The 17,007-nt window shown below is 66.5% G+C and carries 13 protein-coding genes, 1 other RNA gene and 1 pseudogene; 12 read left to right on the plus strand and 3 right to left on the minus strand.

Annotated elements, in window-relative coordinates; translation table 11 throughout:
* Positions 1–84: 84 nt before the first annotated feature.
* Together rnpB and RQP53_RS13345 are read left to right on the plus strand one after the other, a co-directional pair.
* An RNA gene (gene rnpB, locus RQP53_RS13340) (RNase P RNA component class A) lies at positions 85–532 on the plus strand.
* A gap of 88 nt (positions 533–620) precedes the next feature.
* Positions 621–1,307, plus strand: a complete 687-nt coding sequence (locus tag RQP53_RS13345; protein WP_315650817.1) for a hypothetical protein — start codon at positions 621–623, stop codon at positions 1,305–1,307.
* Here RQP53_RS13345 and RQP53_RS24690 read toward each other — a convergent pair.
* Positions 1,215–1,526 (minus strand): annotated as a pseudogene (locus tag RQP53_RS24690) (Gfo/Idh/MocA family oxidoreductase); the annotation flags it as partial. The gene RQP53_RS13345 and the pseudogene RQP53_RS24690 sit on opposite strands and share 93 nt — an antisense overlap.
* A gap of 119 nt (positions 1,527–1,645) precedes the next feature.
* On the opposite strand from RQP53_RS24690, the gene RQP53_RS13350 reads away from it, so the two are divergent.
* Positions 1,646–2,851, plus strand: a complete 1,206-nt coding sequence (locus tag RQP53_RS13350; RefSeq protein ID WP_315650818.1) for a multidrug effflux MFS transporter — start codon at positions 1,646–1,648, stop codon at positions 2,849–2,851.
* A gap of 117 nt (positions 2,852–2,968) precedes the next feature.
* Positions 2,969–3,949, plus strand: coding sequence for a carbonic anhydrase (locus RQP53_RS13355; protein ID WP_315650819.1), 981 nt, complete (start codon positions 2,969–2,971; stop codon positions 3,947–3,949).
* Positions 3,950–3,972: 23 nt separating this feature from the next.
* Here RQP53_RS13355 and RQP53_RS13360 read toward each other — a convergent pair whose 3' ends face one another.
* Both RQP53_RS13360 and RQP53_RS13365 read right to left on the minus strand, forming a co-directional pair.
* Positions 3,973–4,728, minus strand: a complete 756-nt coding sequence (locus RQP53_RS13360) for a substrate-binding periplasmic protein (protein WP_315650820.1) — start codon at positions 4,726–4,728, stop codon at positions 3,973–3,975.
* A gap of 114 nt (positions 4,729–4,842) precedes the next feature.
* Positions 4,843–7,140 carry an ATP-binding protein gene (locus tag RQP53_RS13365; protein WP_315650821.1) on the minus strand — a complete coding sequence of 766 codons (2,298 nt, stop codon included), beginning with the start codon at positions 7,138–7,140 and terminating at the stop codon, positions 4,843–4,845.
* Positions 7,141–7,505: 365 nt separating this feature from the next.
* Between RQP53_RS13365 and mraZ the strand changes: the two genes are divergently transcribed.
* Genes mraZ through mraY form a run of 8 tightly spaced genes read left to right on the plus strand, consistent with a single transcriptional unit; the run spans position 7,506 to position 17,004 of the window.
* Positions 7,506–7,934, plus strand: coding sequence for a division/cell wall cluster transcriptional repressor MraZ (mraZ, locus tag RQP53_RS13370; protein ID WP_315651147.1), 429 nt, complete (start codon positions 7,506–7,508; stop codon positions 7,932–7,934).
* The gene (gene rsmH, locus RQP53_RS13375; protein WP_315650823.1) at positions 7,934–8,923 is read left to right on the plus strand and encodes a 16S rRNA (cytosine(1402)-N(4))-methyltransferase RsmH; all 990 of its coding nucleotides are present in this window, start codon (positions 7,934–7,936) and stop codon (positions 8,921–8,923) included. The genes mraZ and rsmH overlap by 1 nt, the downstream gene beginning before the upstream one ends.
* Positions 8,920–9,240: a cell division protein FtsL gene (gene ftsL / locus RQP53_RS13380; RefSeq protein WP_315650824.1), complete on the plus strand. Its 321-nt coding sequence runs from the start codon at positions 8,920–8,922 to the stop codon at positions 9,238–9,240. Before rsmH ends, ftsL begins: the two co-directional genes overlap by 4 nt.
* On the plus strand, positions 9,237–11,042 hold the full coding sequence (locus RQP53_RS13385; RefSeq protein ID WP_315650825.1) for a peptidoglycan D,D-transpeptidase FtsI family protein: 1,806 nt from the start codon (positions 9,237–9,239) through the stop codon (positions 11,040–11,042). The genes ftsL and RQP53_RS13385 overlap by 4 nt, the downstream gene beginning before the upstream one ends.
* An 8-nt stretch (positions 11,043–11,050) precedes the next feature.
* The gene (locus RQP53_RS13390; protein WP_434064089.1) at positions 11,051–12,919 is read left to right on the plus strand and encodes a peptidoglycan D,D-transpeptidase FtsI family protein; all 1,869 of its coding nucleotides are present in this window, start codon (positions 11,051–11,053) and stop codon (positions 12,917–12,919) included.
* On the plus strand, positions 12,913–14,412 hold the full coding sequence (locus RQP53_RS13395; RefSeq protein ID WP_315650827.1) for a UDP-N-acetylmuramoyl-L-alanyl-D-glutamate--2,6-diaminopimelate ligase: 1,500 nt from the start codon (positions 12,913–12,915) through the stop codon (positions 14,410–14,412). Before RQP53_RS13390 ends, RQP53_RS13395 begins: the two co-directional genes overlap by 7 nt.
* An 8-nt stretch (positions 14,413–14,420) precedes the next feature.
* Positions 14,421–15,836, plus strand: coding sequence for a UDP-N-acetylmuramoyl-tripeptide--D-alanyl-D-alanine ligase (locus RQP53_RS13400; protein WP_315651150.1), 1,416 nt, complete (start codon positions 14,421–14,423; stop codon positions 15,834–15,836).
* Complete coding sequence (gene mraY, locus RQP53_RS13405) at positions 15,826–17,004, plus strand: phospho-N-acetylmuramoyl-pentapeptide-transferase (RefSeq protein WP_315650828.1); 1,179 nt, start codon at positions 15,826–15,828, stop codon at positions 17,002–17,004. The genes RQP53_RS13400 and mraY overlap by 11 nt, the downstream gene beginning before the upstream one ends.
* The last annotated feature ends 3 nt before the right edge of the window (positions 17,005–17,007 follow it).

Genomic DNA, 17,007 nt, shown 5'->3' on the forward strand with positions numbered 1-17,007 from the left:
CCGCAATGGTAGCCGCGCGCTTATGCACGGTTGGACAAGCCTTATGCAATGGGCGCGCATGGCCATCAGCGATAATGCAGCGGTGAAGCAAGCCAGACCGCCGCTGGTGCAAGCGTGGAAACACGGCACTGGAGGAAGGTCCGGACTGCATAGAGCAGCGTAGCAGCTAACGGCTGCCCGGCGAAAGCCGAGGATCAGAGCAACAGAGACGAGTCGGTGATGGGTCCATCACGGGGTGGTCTGGGCGGCGCCAGCGCAAGCTGGCGCGGGGTGAGGCGAAAGCCTCGCACCGTCGGGCGAAAGCCCGAACCGACCAGCACCCGGTGGTGGGCAAAGCCCACCACCGGGTGAAACGGGCAATCTCTACGCGCAGCAACACCAAGTAGGCCAGCGTTGATGCGGCTCGCAGAGCTGGCGGGTAGGTGGCACCGAGCCGTGCAGTGATGCGCGGCCAAGAGGAATGGCGGTCACAAGGCCTGGCCCGCAAGGGTCAGGTCTTGCACAGAATCCGGCCTATCGGCTTGCTTCACATTTTTTGCTTCGGCGCTGTGCCCAGCCAACAGCGCCTCTATCGTGCGCTGCACGGCCAACGCTTCGGCGAATCCGGGCAGGCTGTGCGAATGGCCGCGCAGCATCTCTACCCATTGGTCAATCTGTTCGGCCTGGGCCCGCTGGCGCAGGCTGTCGATGCTGCCCAGCGCTTCCATCGGCTGTGGCAGCCGCTGCTGGCGAACGCCGAACCAGTCATGCAATTCCACGCTGCCCCCACTGGCCTGCCACTGCATCAGATTGAGATCGGGCTGATCGCCGTCGACTCGGGCATCGATGCTCACCGGCACCCCTGCGGCCAGCAGCCGGGCGCGCAGCGCCGTCTCGGCACCCTCGCCGTCTGGCGGGTAGCTGACTTCACTCCACTCCAGCGTGGCAGCGCCGAACACGCGCTGCAGCACGAAGATGAAATGCGACAGCACCTCGCGGCTGAAGCCGCCCTGCTGGCGCTCGCTCAACCAGGCACCGGCCGCCTGCTGCCAGGGCCGCGGCCAAGCGGCGAAGCGCAGCCTGATGTTGATTTGCTGCAGCGCGCCCAGCGGCAGATGCGAGGCGGCGCCAAAGGCCAGCTGCAGCGCAGCCAGGCTCGGCGAGGCAGCCAGCGAAAAGTTCACCGCAGCACGTCGCTGCTCGGCATTGATGCGCGCGATGCAGGCCTGGGCCGCCGCATCATCGACGCTCAGTGGCTTCTCGCAGAGCACGCTGAGGCCGGCGTCAAAAGCCTGCTCACTCAGCGCGATATGGGTGTCGGGCGGTGAGGCGATATAGACACCGCGCAGCCCCGGTGTGGCAAGCACCGCCTCGGCGCTGTCCAGCAGGTTCATCGCCGGCCACTGCGCGCGCAGGCGAGCCAGGGTGCTAGCACTGGCGTCATAAGCTGCGGCGACGCGCAGGCGTGGATGCGTGGCCAGGCGTTCGACCATGCGCTGGCCCATCACGCCCAGCCCGATCACGCCGATATTCAGTGTCTCTGGCATGCCCTGTTGATCGCTAGGAAAGCTGCGGAGTTTAGAGCGCACCGCTACACTTTCCACTCCGTAGTCCCCACAGCATCGGCGCCTCTCATCGCAGGGGCGCTGAGCGCACAAAACCCCCTATGAATCCTCATGCCAGCACCCTGTGGCGCGGCCCGCGTTGGGCGCTTGCCGTTCTGCTGGCCTGCCTGGGCATGGTCGGTCCCTTCTCGATCGACACTTATCTGCCGGCCTTTGCCGGCATTGCGCAGGCCTTGCAGGCCACGCCAGTGCAGATGCAGCAGACGCTGTCCAGCTATCTGCTTGGCTTCGCGCTGATGAACCTCTTCCATGGCGCTCTGTCGGACAGTTTCGGCCGCCGCCCGGTGGTGCTCACTGGCGTGGCCATCTTCACGCTGGCCTCGCTGGGCTGTGCGCTGTCGGCCAGCATCGCGCAGCTGATCTTCTTTCGCACGCTGCAGGGCATGTCGGCCGGGGCCGGCGTGGTGGTCTCGCGGGCCATCATCCGCGATATGTTTCCGCCGTCAGAGGCGCAGCGCGTGATGTCGCAGGTGACGATCTTCTTTGGCGTCGCGCCGGCCATCGCGCCCATGGTGGGTGGTTTTCTCTTTGTTCATGCCGACTGGCATTCGATCTTCTGGTTCCTGGTGTTGGTTGGCGTGGCGCTGTGGATCGCCAACTGGCGCTTGCTGCCCGAGACGCTGGACCCGGCCGCCGTGCAGCCCTTTCACCCCCGGCCCCTGCTGGCGGCCTACTGGCAGCTGTGCAGCAACAAGCGCTTCATCCTGCTGGCACTGGCCAGCGGCATTCCCTTCAACGGCATGTTCCTCTATGTGCTGTCGGCGCCGGTCTTCCTTGGTGAACATCTGCAGCTGGCGCCGACACAGTTCTTCTGGTTCTTCTGCTTCAGCATCGGCGGCATCATGGCCGGCGCCGCGGTCAGCGGCCGCCTGGCCGGCAAGATTCGCCCCAAGCGGCAGATCCGCCATGGCTTTGTGATCATGACGGCGGTGTCGCTGCTCAATGTCACGCTGAACCTGACGATCAGCCCCAGCCCCTTCTGGGCGCTGCCGGTGATCTCCTGCTTCTCCTTTGGTTGGGCGCTGATGGTGCCGGTGGTGACGCTGATGGTGCTGGACCAGGCGCCCGAGCGCCGCGGCATGGCGTCCTCGCTGCAGGCCTGCATCGGCAGTGCGGCCAATGGCCTGGTCGCCGGCGTCGTCGTGCCGTTGGTGATGCACTCGACAGTGAGCCTGGCGCTGGCCTCGATCAGCATGATGAGCATCGGCCTGCTGGCCTGGCTGATGGTCAAGCGCGAGCTGAGCTGAAGCCTGCTGCTGCCTGGTCTTGCGCTGGCGCTCAAGACTTGGCTGGCGCGACCGAAACAGCAGGGGAGACGCCGTGCGGGCGTGCCCTGGCACGCCGCGCGTGCCAAGGAGCTTCCCATGTCATTGCAAAGCAAGATCATCATCACCAGCTGGCTGGGCCTGGCCCTGCTGGCGCCAACGGCCTGGGCCAACGAAGCCAAGCCGGCCAAGGCCGCGGAAAAGTCTGAGCGGGCCGAGAAGGGCGACAAGGAGTCCGCCGCCGGCGATGAATCGCTGAGCAGCCTGCGCCAGCGCCTGGCCGAGCGATTGTCCACGCGCGAGGCATCGGCCAAGGGGCGCGAGGAAGCGCCCAGAAAAGCAAAGGCGGAGGGCAAGTCCGAAGCCAAGTCCGATGCCAAGCCAGACGCCAAGGGCGGCCACCACGACTTGCACTGGGCCTATGCCGGCGAGGGCGGCCCCGATCGCTGGGGGGAGCTCAAGCCCGAATTCAAGCAATGTGCGCTGGGCTCGCGGCAAAGCCCGATCGACATCCGCGATGGCATCCGCGTGGACCTGGAGAAGATCCGCTTCGAGTACCAGCCCAGCAATTTCTCGGTGTTGGACAACGGCCACACCGTGCAGGTCAATGTTGCGCCCGGCAACGCCCTGCAGGTGATGGGCCGGCGCTTCGAGCTGCTGCAGTTCCATTTCCATAGACCCAGCGAAGAGCGGGTCAATGGCCGGCAGTTCGATATGGTGGCCCATCTGGTGCACAAGGATGCCGATGGCAAGCTCGGCGTCGTTGCGGTGTTGCTGGAGCGCGGCCGCGACCAGCCGCTGATCCAGACGATTTGGAACAATCTGCCGCTGGAAAAAGGCGAGGCCCTGCCGGCGCCCGGCACGATAGACCTGAACCAGCTGCTGCCCGAGGACCGTGCCTATTACACCTATATGGGCTCGCTGACCACACCACCCTGTTCGGAAGGCGTGCTGTGGATGGTGATGCGCCAGCCGGTGCAGCTGTCCAACGCGCAGATCGCCATCTTCAGCAAGCTCTACCCGATGAATGCGCGGCCGATTCAACCGAGTTCGGGGCGGCTGATCAAGGAATCGAATTGAGGCTTGATCCGCAAGGGCGGGTCTCAAGGCGTGTAGCCGTGCTGGGCGTAGATCCTGCGGATCTGGCCTTTCTTCTCCATGGTCTGCAGCGTGTTGTTGAGCAGGCGTAGCTGCTCGTCCGGTAGCTGGCGGTTGCAGGCCAGGTACATCTCGGTGCGGTTGAAATTGAGCACTGGCTCGACGCCGCTAAGGCCTTGCTGCTGCAGCCGGTACTGGCCGATCAAGCGACCGGTGGCCCAGTAGTCGATGCGGCCAGCCAGCAGCTTTTTGGGGTTCACATCATCGGTGGGCGCCACATCGACCTGGTGGCCCCGGGTCTGCAAATAGGCGACGATGGCATCACCCTGGTAGCTGCCGATGCGCATATTCATTGCCTCGTCGAGATGGGCCGGACGGCTGGCGCCGCTGCGCGCAAACAGGGTCCAGTCGTTATAGACCAGCGGGCCCACCCATTTGTACAGCGCCTCGCGCTCGGGCGTGCGCGACATCGAGTAGACGCAGGTGTTGACCTGGGTGCGGGCCATGGCAATCGCGCGGGCCCAGGGTAGCAGCTGGATCTCGTACTCATAGCCCAGGCCGTCGAGCAGGGCGCGAACGATGTCGGTCGAGATGCCGGTCACCTGCCCGCGCGCATCAGCCATGTTGTAGGGCGGATATTCCTCGGTGGTGAGTACCAAGCGTTCGGCGCTTCGGCTGTTTGCCGGCAAGGCCAACGCAGCAAAGATGGCCGAGATCGCCAACGGCAGACTGCAGTACAGCCGTTTTTGGGCAGCAGACATGGCGCCTCCCTGGCGCCGGCGTTGAATGGCGCCGGTATGGAGGGCAGCATAGGCGCTTGCCTGAGGCACTGCAACGCCTCGTTGCTGGAGTGCACAGGCGCGAGACTGCCGCGTTCAGCTGTTGTGCCTGCTGCGGCCGAGCCAGAACTTCAGCGTGGTGAACAGCTGCTCGGCGACCACCGGCTTGGCCACATGGTCATTCATGCCGGCATCCAGGCAGCGCTGGCGCTCCTCGGCAAAGGCATTGGCCGTCATCGCCAGGATGGGGATGTCGCGGCCCTGTGTCGTGGCGCGGATGGCGCGGGTGGCATCCAGGCCGTCCATCAGTGGCATCTGCACATCCATCAGGATCAGCGCGTAGTCGCCCTGGCTGGCCATCTCCAGCGCCTGGCGGCCGTCGCCGGCCACGTCGACGCTGATGCCGGCGCTGTCCAGCAGCGCGACGGCCACTTCCTGGTTCACCGCGTTGTCTTCGGCCAGCAGGATCTTGGTGCCGCTGAATTGCTGCAGCAGCTCCTTGGCCGCCTGGCTGCGGTGCAGCGGGGCGGCGCCCGGCGTCGGGATGGCCTTCTCAACGCTCAGATCGAGCCAGAAGCGACTGCCGTGGCCAGGTTCGCTTTGCACACCGACCGAGCCGCCCATCAACGCTGCGAGGCGTTTGCAGATGGCCAGGCCCAGGCCGGTGCCGCCGTAGCGCCGGGTGGTGGAGCTGTCGGCCTGCTCGAAATCCTGGAACAAGCGCTGCTGCGCTTCCTCGCTGATGCCGATGCCGCTGTCCAGCACCTCAAAGCGCAGCTGCAGCTGCTCGCCCTGTTCGGCGCTGACATGGGCGCTCAAACGCACAAAGCCTTCATCAGTGAACTTCAGTGCGTTGCCGGCAAAGTTCAGCAGCACCTCGGAGATGCGCTGCGAATCGCCCATCAGCGGCCGCTGCCCCAGTTCGTCGTCGACATCGATCTGCACCTGCAGATGCTTCTCGGCCGCGCGGGGTGCCAGCATGCTGCCGATGCTGTCGAGCACCTGGGTGACGGTGAACTCGGTCTTCTGCAGTTGCAGCTTGCCGGCCTCGATCTTGGAGAAGTCCAGCACATTGTTGATAACGCTGAGCAGATGCTCGGCGGCGTCGGCGACCTTCTTCAGCCGCGCCTGTTGCTCGGGCTCGTGGCTGTCGCGGCGGGCCAGATAGGTCAGGCCGATGATGGCGTTCATCGGCGTGCGAATCTCGTGGCTCATATTGGCCAGGAAGGCGCTCTTGGCCAGATTGGCCGCCTCGGCGGCCTTGGTGGCCTGCTCCAGCTCACGGGTGCGGGCCTCGACCAGCTCTTCCAGATGATGGCGGTAGCGCTCCAGCTCCAGCGCATCGCGGCGCTGGCGGGAGATGTCGGTCAGGAAGCCGTGCCAGATCACCGCGCCATCGTCGTCCAACTGGGCGATAGCATTGCCATAGAGCCAGCGCTCGCTGCCATCGGCATTGTGGGTGCGGAACTCCTGCTGCCAGGGGCTCATGTGGCGGGCTGAGGCGGCCAGGCTGTCCTGCACCAGCGGGCGGTCTTCCGGATGGATCTGATCGAACCAGGCCATCGCGTCGTTGCTCAGTGCCGCGGCGTTGAGGCGGAAGTAGTCCTTCACCGCCTCGCTGACATAGGCAAAGCTGAAGCGGCCATCCTTGCCCAGGCGCAGCTGGTAGACCACGCCGGGCACCGTCTCGGCCATGCCGCGCAAGCGAGAGATCAGCTGCCGCTGCGATTCGAACTGCTGCTCCAGCGCATCGCGCATATGGCCCAGATGGCCGCCCAGGCGGCCGATCTCGTCGTCGCTGCCGCTGTGCAGCTCGCTGGAGAAACGGCCCTCGGCCAGGTCATTGGCAAAGCGGCCCAGCTCGCGCAAGGGGCGCATCACGCGCGAGTTCATCAAGGCCAGGATCAGCGCCAAGGACACCAGGATCTGGCCGCCGACGGTGGCACCGTAGAGCCAGCGCTGGCGGGTCAGCGCGGCGCTGGCCAGGTGATCGTCGATCTCGATCTCGATATGGCCGATCTTGCTGTCGCCGCGGTTGATGTCACGCTCGGCCTTGTAGACATGGCCCAGCTGGCGCTCGGGAAAGCGCATCTGGATGAAGGGCAGGGCCTGCGAGCTGTCGCTGACGCGCACGCCGACCACCTCGGGCGACTTGACGATGGCGGCTACCACCTCGCGGGCCGCCACGGCGTCGAGGTTCCAGAGCAGCTCGGGCAGACTGCTGGCCAGCACATCGAGCTTGGCCTGCATCTCGCGTTCGCGGGTCTGCTCGGCCACCTGGGGTTCACGCAAGCCGATCAGCAGACCACCGACGATCAGGGCCGGCAGCAGCAGGCCGATGCTGGCGCCGGTGGCGATCGCGACAAAGAGCGAACTCGAAGCTTTTCTGCTCAATCGGACCTCCGCCCGTACATCTGGGTTTGGTGGGCAAGCGCCCCGGATGGGCTGGCCTGCCTGTGGGCGAGTATCGCCGCTTCCGCAGCGTCCGACCCCGTCAACGTCGGCGCCCAGGCATTGCGACCCATACGGCGCTATCGGCGGGTTTTTCCCGAACTGTAGGTGCCCAACTGTTCATCCAGCACTTGCAGACCAACTCGCAAGTCCTTCTTTTTGAACGATATTTGCCTCGCGATCAACTCCAGCAATGGCTGCTAAGTGATTGATTTCATTGGATTTTTCTCGGATTTTCCTTGACCTTGCGGGGTTCCGAAAGTAAAGTGGGAAAAACTGCAATTTGGTGGGTCGCTGTGGCGAATTTTGTGTTTCAGGGGGCAAGTGCCTTGGCAATGGATGCCAAGGGGCGCTTGACCGTCCCAACACGCCACCGCGAAGTGCTGCAGGCCCTCTGTGGCGGCCAGCTCACCATCACCAAGCACCCCGAAGGCTGCCTGATGGTCTTCCCGCGCTCGGCCTGGGAAACCTTCCGTGACCGCATCGCGGCGCTGCCGATGTCGGCGGCCGGCTGGAAGCGTGTCTTCCTCGGCAATGCCCAGGATGTCGAGATCGATGCCGCCGCGCGCGTGCTGATCGCGCCCGAGCTGCGCACCAGCGCCGGCCTGCAAAAAGACGTGATGCTGCTCGGCATGGGCAGCCACTTTGAACTCTGGGATGCCCAGGCCTATGCGGCCCATGAGGCGCAGGTGATGCAGTCCGAACTGCCGGACGCCCTCAAGGACTTCAGCTTCTGATGACTGCCGCCGCCACCCCCAGCTTTGCGCACACCACCGTGCTGCTCAACGAGACCGTCGACGGCGTGCTCAATGACCCGGCCGGCATTTATGTCGACGGCACCTTTGGCCGCGGCGGTCACTCGCGGCTGCTCTTGACCCGGCTGGCGCCCGAGGGGAGGTTGATCGCGATCGATCGCGACCCCGAGGCCATCGCGGCAGCCACGACGGGCGAGACGCGGGTCACAGACCCGCGTTTTTCCATCTGCCACAGCGCCTTCGCCGATATGCAGGCCCAGTTGGACAGTCTGGGCGTGCAGCAGGTGCAGGGCATTCTGCTCGACCTGGGTGTGTCCAGCCCGCAGATCGACAACCCGGCCCGCGGTTTCAGTTTCCGTTTTGAAGGGCCGCTGGACATGCGCATGGACACGACGCGGGGCGAAAGCGCCGCCGACTTCCTCGCCCGTGCCGACGAACGCAGCATCACCGAGGTCATCAGGAATTATGGGGAAGAACGGTTTGCTTCACAGATTGCAAAGGCGCTTGTTGCTCGCCGGGAAAGCGGGAGTCCTGTACGAAGCACTGCCGAGCTTTCCAAAGTCGTGGCTGGTGCAGTCAAAACCCGCGAACCGGGCCAGGACCCTGCAACGCGCACATTTCAAGCGCTTCGGATTTTCGTCAACGCCGAGCTTGAGGAGCTCGAGCAGGGGCTGAATGCGGCGCTGCAGCTGCTGGCGCCCGGCGGGCGGCTGGCGGTGATCAGTTTCCATTCGCTGGAAGACCGCATCGTCAAGAACTTCATTGCCACCCACAGCAAGGATGTGGTCGACCGCCGCGCGATGTTTGCGCCACCCAAGGCCCTGGTGCTGAAGGCGCTGGGCCGCATCAAGCCCAGCGAGGCCGAGGTGCGCGCCAACCCACGTTCGCGCTCCGCCGTGCTGCGCGTGGCCGAGCGCACCGAGGCGCCCTTGCCGCCGGTCCATGAGCGGCGGCGCGGAGGCGAGCGGTGAGCCGGCTGAACCTCGTGCTGCTGCTGGCCGTGCTGTTGTCCGGCCTCTATCTGGTGCGCAGCGCCTATGACGCGCGCCGGCTGTTCACCGAGCTCGACCGTGCCCAGACCGAAGGCCGCCGGCTCGATGCCGATCACCAACGCCTGCTGGCCGAGCGCCATGCGCAGGCCACCAATCTGCGTGTCGAGCAGGTCGCCCGCGAGCGCCTGCGCATGCGCGCGATCACGCCGGCGATCAGCGTCGAGCTGAACGCGCCGCAGGCCGCCGCATCGGCAGCCGCCGGTGGCGGCGCTGCCGCCCAGGGAGCGCGGCCATGAGCTGGCGCGACAAGCTGTTTGGCCAAGGCAAGCGCAGCGGTGCACGGGCGCTGAACACGCGCGCGGTCAGCTACTCCAGCAGTCCGCTGCTGGCGTCCAAGACGCCGCCCTGGCGCTCGCGCTTTCTGGTTGCCCTGGTCGGTTTGGCCTTCGCTGGTCTGTTGGCTCGCGCCCTGTATGTGCAGGTGATTGCCGAGGAGTTCTTCAAGCGCCAGGGCGAGGCTCGCTATTCCCACACGGTCGAGTTGCCGGCCAGTCGCGGTCGCATCGTCGACCGCAGCGGCCAGGTGCTGGCCTCCAGCGTGGCCGTGCCCTCGATCTGGGCCTTTCCCAAGGAAGTGGACGCCGATCCGGTCAAACGCGCCGAGCTGGCCAAGATTCTCGGCCTCAGTGCCCAGGAGCTGGACAAACGCCTCGATCCGGCCACACGTTTTGTCTTTCTGCGCCGCCAGGCCGATGACGACACGGCCGCGCGCATCAAGGCGCTGAACCTCAAGGGCGTGTTCCAGGACCGCGAGTACAAACGTCAATACCCGGAAGGTGAAGCGGCCGCCCATGTGGTGGGCTTCACCAATTTGGAAGAGCGCGGCCAGGAAGGCATCGAGCTGGCCTTCCAGAAGGATCTGCAGGGCCGTGACGGCACCCGCTCGGTGGTGCGCGACCGCCTGGGCCGTGTGGTCGAAGACACCGGCGAGCGCGTGCCGGCGATGAATGGCCGCGATATCGATCTGTCGATCGACTCCAAGGTGCAGTTCTTTGCCTACCAGCGCATCCGCGACGCGGTGGCCGAGCACAAGGCCAAGGCCGGCTCGGTGGTGGTGCTGGACGTGCAGACCGGCGAGGTGCTGGCACTGGCCAACTTCCCCAGCTACGACCCCGGCTCGCGCCAGAACCTCTCTGGCGAGCAGCTGCGCAACCGCGCGTTGACCGACGTCTTCGAGCCCGGCTCGACGATGAAGCCCATCATCATGGCTTTGGCGCTGGAGACCGGCCGGGTGACGCCGGAAACACCGATCGATACCTCGCCGGGCCGCATGACCGTGACCGGCTCGGTGATCACCGATGCCCACCCGCATGGCGTGCTCTCGGCCGCCGAGGTGATCCAGAAATCGTCCAACGTTGGCATCACCAAGCTCGCGCTGCAGATGCAGGCGCGCGAGATGCACGAGGTGTTCACCGCCGTCGGGCTGGGGCAGCGCCCGCAGATCAATTTCCCCGGGGCAGTGACCGGCAAGCTGCGCCCGTTCAAGACCTGGCGTCCGATCGAGCAGGCGACGATGAGCTATGGCTACGGGCTGTCGGCCTCGCTGTTCCAGCTGGCCCGGGCCTACACCGTGTTTGCCCGCGATGGCGAGGTGATACCGGTGACGATGATGCGCCAGCCCAGCAGCGATCCGGTGCCTGGCATCCGCGTCTTCTCGCCGAAGACGGCGCAGCAGGTTCGCACCATGCTGCAGATGGCTGCCGGTCCCGGCGGCACAGCGCCCGATGCGATGGTCAGCGGCTACAGCGTCGGTGGCAAGTCGGGCACCGCACACAAGCAGGAAGGCCGCACCTACGCTGGTCACAAGTACCGTTCCTGGTTTGTCGGCGTCGCGCCGGTCAGCAAGCCGCGCATCGTTGTCGCCGTGATGGTCGACGAGCCGAGCAATGGCGTTCACTACGGCGGCGCGGTGGCCGGTCCGGTGTTCAGCCGCGTCGTCGCGCAAACCCTGCGTCAGCTGGGCGTGCCGCCGGATCTAGAGGTCAAGCCGCAGATCGTCGCCAGCAGCAAGCCGCAGGCGGTCGAGGAAAGCTTCTGAGGCCGGCGATGCAGTTCAAGTCGCCCCCCCTGATCCAGGCGCTGCAGCGCGCAATGCCGCGCCGCGGCACCTTGGGCAAAAGCCATGGCCTCAGCTATGGCCAGAGCCCGCTGCTGGCCGCGCCGACACCGGCCTGGCGCTCGCAGTTCCTGCTTGGCCTGGTGGGCCTGGCCTTCGCTGGCCTGCTCGGCCGCACGCTTTATGTGCAGGCCATCGCCACCGACTTCTTCAAGAAGCAGGGGCAGGTGCGCACCGTTCATCAGCTGGAGCTGCCGGCCAGCCGCGGCAGCATCAGCGACCGCAGTGGCCAGCTGCTGGCCACCAGCGTCGCGGTGCCGTCCTTCTGGGCGATTCCGGGCGAGGTCGATGCCGACCCGGCCAAGCGCCGCGCGCTGGCCGCCGCACTCGGCCTCAGTGCCGAAGAGCTGCAGAAGAAGCTCGATCCGAACAGCCGCTTCGTCTGGCTGCTGCGCCACGCCAGCGAGCAGCAGCTGGCCCAGCTGCAGGCCTTGAAGCTCAAGGGCGTGTTCCAGGAACGTGAATACCAGCGCCGCTACCCGGAAGGTGAAGCGGCCGCCCATGTGGTCGGTTTCACCAATCTGGAAGAGCGCGGCCAGGAAGGCATCGAGCTGGCCTACCAGCAGGATTTGCAGGGGCAGGATGGGCAGCGCGCCGTTGTGCGCGATCGGCTGGGCCGCATCGTCGAGGACGTCGGCGAGCGGGTGCCGGCGGTCAATGGCCATGATCTGGCCCTGTCGATTGACGCAAAGGTGCAGTACTACGCCTATCAGCGCATCCGCGACGCGGTGCAGGCCAACGGTGCCAAGGCCGGCTCGGTGGTGGTGCTGGATACGCTCAGCGGCGAGGTGCTGGCCTTGGCCAACTACCCCAGCTACAAGCCCGATGAGCGCCAGCATCTGAGCGGTGCCCAGCTGCGCAATCGCGCGCTGACCGATGTCTTCGAGCCCGGCTCGACGATGAAACCGTTCACCGTCAGCCTGGCGCTGGACAGCGGCCGGGTGCGTCCCGACACCGTCATTGACGTGTCGCCGGGCACGATGACCATCAATGGCGCGACGATCTCCGATGCCCACGCCGCCGGCGCGCTGACCGTGGCGCAGGTGATCCAGAAGTCCAGCAATATCGGCACCGTCAAGATGGCGCTGCAGATGCCGGCGCGCGAGCTGCACGAGATGTTCAGCGCCATTGGCCTGGGCCAGCGGCCCGACATCAAGTTCCCCGGCGCCGTGACTGGCCGGCTGCGCCCCTACAAGAGCTGGCGCACCATCGAGCAGGCGACGATGAGCTATGGCTACGGCCTGTCGGCCTCGCTGTTCCAGCTGGCCCATGCCTACACCGTGTTCGCCCGCGATGGCGAGCTGATCCCGGTGACCCTGCTCAAGCGCGGCAGCGCCGAGCCCGTGCCCGGCAGCCGCGTGTTCTCGGCCGCCACGGCGCGCACCATGCGCCAGATGCTGCAGACCGTCACCGCCCCGGGCGGCACCTCGCCGCAGGCGCAGGTGGCCGGCTACAGCGTTGGCGGCAAGTCGGGCACCGCCTACAAGCAGGAAGGCACCGGCTACAACAAGAGCAAGTACCGCTCCTGGTTTGTCGGCCTGGCGCCGATCAGCAAGCCGCGCATCGTCGTCGCGGTGATGCTCGATGAGCCGACGGCGCAATTCCACGATGGCGGCCGTGTCGCCGGCCCGGTGTTTGCCGAGGTCGTCGCGCAAAGCCTGCGCCTGCTCAAGGTGCCGGCCGATCTGGACGTCAAGGCGCACATCCAGGCCGCTGTCGAGCCCGCCAGTACCTCTTTCTGGAGCCTCCAGCAGGCTTCCGTTTCCAACCTTTCCAGCTGCCAGGGCCTGACATGCTGACCCATCTGAAATCCCCTGAAGCCGCGGCCCGCTGGCTGCAGGAATGGACCACCGGCCAGCTGCGCACCGACAGCCGCCGCGTCCACCACGGCGATGCCTTCATCGCCTGGCCCGGCTATACCCGTGACGGCCGCGAGTTCGTCAATGCCGCGCTCGAGGCCGGCGCCGCCACCTGCCTGGTCGAAGACGAGGATGTGGCCCGCTATGGCTTTGCCGATGCCCGCGTCGCCACACTGCCGGGCCTGCGCGCCAAGACCGGCCTGATCGCCGCCGCCTACTTCGGCGAACCGTCCAGGGCGCTGAATGTGGTGGCCACCACCGGCACCAATGGCAAGACCTCGACTGCCTGGTGGACCGCGCAGGCGCTGTCCCTGCTGGGTCAGCGCTGTGGCGTGGTCGGCACGCTGGGTGTGGGCGAGCCGCCGCTGCCGGGCCAGCCGGCGCAGATCGAATACACCGGCCTGACGACGCCTGACCCGGTGCTGTTGCAGGCGGCTTTTCACCGGATGCAGCAGGACGGCTTTGGCGCCTGCGCGATCGAGGCCTCGTCGATCGGTGTCAACGAGCACCGGCTGGGCGGCACCCATATCAAGGTGGCGCTGTTCACCAACTTCACCCAGGATCATCTGGACTACCACGGCAGCATGGAGGCCTACTGGGCCTGCAAGCGCGCGCTGTTCAACTGGCCGGGCCTGCAATCGGCGGTGCTCAATGCCGACGATGCCAAGGGCGCGGCGCTGGCCATCGAGCTGGCCGGCCGGCTGGACGTCTGGAGCTACGGTCTCAATCGCAATGATGTGCGCCTGGCCGCGCTGGACCTGCATTACCGCGCCGGCGGCCTGGCCTTCACGCTGCAGGAGCAGGGCGCGGCGCCGCTGCTGGTCGAGACCGGGCTGATCGGTGAGTACAACGTCGGGAATCTGCTGGCCGTGATCGGCGGCCTGCGTGCGCTGGGCCATTCGCTGGCCGATGTGGCCCGTGTGGCCGCGTTGGTGACGCCGGTGCCGGGCCGCATGCAGCGGGTCGGCAATGGCCGCGAGCTGCCGCAGCTGGTGGTCGACTATGCCCACACGCCCGACGCGCTGGACAAGGCGCTGCAGGCGCTGCAGCCGCTGGCCGCGGCCCGCGGCGGCAAGCTGCTCTGCGTGTTCGGCTGCGGCGGCAATCGCGATCGCGCCAAGCGGCCGCTGATGGGCGCGATTGCTGCGCGGCTGGCGGCGCGCGTGATCATCACCAGCGACAACCCGCGCCACGAGGTGCCCGAACAGATCCTGGCCGATATCGAAGCTGGTTTGGACGCCGCCGCGCCGCGCCTGGTGCTGGCCGATCGCCGCGCGGCGATTGCGCAGGCCGTGCTGGAAGCTGACGCCCGCGATGTGGTGCTGGTGGCCGGCAAGGGGCATGAGGACTATCAGGAGATTGCCGGCGAGCGCCTGCCTTTCTCCGACGTGGACGAAGCGCGGCTGGCGCTGATCGCGAGGGCGGGCCTGTGAGTACCGATATGTTGAGCCTGGCCGAGGCCTTCGCGCTGCTGCAGCCGGCCATTCCCGGCGCGCGCCTGATTGGCGATGGCGCCATCCGCCTGAACCGCGTGTACACCGACACGCGCAGCCTGCAGGCCGGCGATCTGTTCGTCGCCCTGCGCGGCGACAGCTTCGATGCCAACGAGTTTCTGCCGCAGGCCCGCACGGCCGGTGCTGCCGCGGCGATTGCCGAGCGCGGCCTGGAGGCCGCCGGTCTGGCTGGCATCGAGGTGCCCGATGCCCGCGCCGCCCTGGGCGCGCTGGCCGCCGGCTGGCGTCGCCGCTGCGAGCTGCCGGTGATTGCGGTGACCGGCAGCAATGGCAAGACCACGGTCACGCAGATGATCGCCAGCATCCTGCGCGCCTGGGTGGGCGAGGGGGCGCTGGCCACCGAGGGCAGCTTCAACAACGACATCGGCGTGCCGCTGACGCTGTTGCGCCTGCGCCAGAACGAGGTGCAGTGGCACCGCGCGGCCGTCGTCGAGCTGGGCATGAACCATGTCGGCGAGATCGCGCCGCTGGCCGCGATGGCACAGCCAACGGTGGCTCTGGTCAACAACGCCCAGCGCGAGCATCAGGAGTTTCTGCAGACCGTCGAGGCCACCGCGCATGAGAACGGCGAGGTCATCAAGGCCTTGGGCGCCGCCGGTGTGGCGGTGTTCCCGGCCGAGGATGCCTGCGCGCCGATCTGGCACCAGCTGGCCGGCGCGCGCGCGCACCTCAGCTTTGCCTTGCAAGGGCAGGCCGATGTGATGGGCCGGGCACGCTGGATGGATGCGGGTCATTGGGCGCTGGAGCTGCAAACGCCGGCCGGCGATGCCCCGGTGGTGCTCAGCGTCGTCGGTTTGCACAATGTGCGCAACGCCCTGGCGGCTGCCACCTGCGCGCTGGCCGCCGGTGCGCCGCTGGCCGCCGTCGTGCGCGGCCTGGAGGATTTTCAACCAGTGGCCGGGCGCTCGCGCCCGCAACAGCTGCAGCTGCAAGGCCGGCGCATCACGCTGATCGACGACAGCTACAACGCCAACCCGGACAGCGTGCGCGCCGCCATCGATGTGCTGGCTGAAATGCCGGGCGCCAGCTGGCTGGTGCTCGGCGATATGGGCGAGGTGGGCGACCAGGGCCCGGCCTTCCACCGCGAGGTGGGCGCCTATGCGGCCGCACGTGGTGTCGCCGCGCTGTGGACGGCCGGCAGTGCTGCCGCCGATGCCGCGGCCGCCTACACCTACGGGCAAGGTAGTGCCGGACGCGCCTTTGCGACGCTAGAAGATTTGCTGCAGGCGCTGGATCAGTCGCCGCAGTTCCAGAACGTGCTCATCAAGGGGTCGAAGTTCATGAAGATGGGCAAGGTTGTCGCGGCGCTGCAGGCTGCCGCAGGAGGCTCGCATGCTGCTTAGTCTGGCGCAGTGGCTGCAGAACCACTATCCCGATCTGGGGTTTTTGCGGGTCTTCCAGTACATCACCTTCCGCGCGGTGATGGCAGCGATGACCTCGCTCCTGATCGGCCTGGCCTTCGGGCCCTGGGTGATCCGCCGTCTGACCGAAATGAAGATCGGCCAGCCCATCCGCGAGTACGGCGTGCAGCAGCACCTGGCCAAGAGCGGCACGCCGACCATGGGTGGCGTGCTGATCCTGATCGGCATCGGCATCTCGACGCTGCTGTGGTTCGACTGGAGCAACCGATTCGTCTGGGTCGTGATGGTGGTGACCATGGGCTTTGGTGCGGTCGGCTGGGTTGATGACTGGCGCAAGGTCGTGGACAAGAACCCCGAGGGCATGGCCAGCCGCGAGAAGTTCTTCTGGCAGTCGCTGATCGGCCTCGCCGCTGCGCTCTACCTGGCGTTCAGCGTGTCGGAGACTTCCATCCTCGGCGTCGTGCAGCTGTTCTTCCGCTGGGTGACCAGCGGTTTCTCGACCGAGCTGCCGCCGCGCGCCGACCTGATGCTGCCCTTCTTCAAGACGGTCAGCTACCCGCTGGGTGTGTTCGGCTTCATCGGCCTGTCCTACTTTGTCATCGTTGGCACCAGCAATGCGGTGAACTTCACCGACGGGCTGGACGGCCTGGCCATCATGCCGGTGGTGATGGTCGGCTCGGCGCTGGGCGTGTTTGCCTATGTGACCGGCTCCTCGGTCTACAGCAAGTACCTGCTCTTTCCCTACATCCCGGGCAGCGGCGAGCTGCTGATCTTCTGCGCCGCGATGGCGGGGGCAGGTCTTGCCTTTCTGTGGTTCAACACCCACCCGGCCCAGGTCTTCATGGGCGATGTGGGCGCGCTGGCACTGGGCGGCGCGCTGGGCACGCTGGCGGTGATCACGCGGCAGGAAATCGTGCTGGGCATCATGGGCGGCGTGTTCGTCGCCGAGGTGATGTCGGTGATGCTGCAGGTCAGCTGGTTCAAATACACCAAGAAGAAGTTCGGCGAGGGCCGTCGCATCTTCAAGATGGCGCCGCTGCACCACCACTTCGAGAAGTCGGGCTGGAAGGAGACCCAGGTGGTTGTTCGCTTCTGGATCATCACCATGCTGCTGTGCCTCATCGGCCTGGCCAGCTTGAAGCTCCGCTAGTCA

This window comes from Roseateles aquae (assembly GCF_032337115.1).
Classification (GTDB): domain Bacteria; phylum Pseudomonadota; class Gammaproteobacteria; order Burkholderiales; family Burkholderiaceae_C; genus Roseateles_C; species Roseateles_C aquae.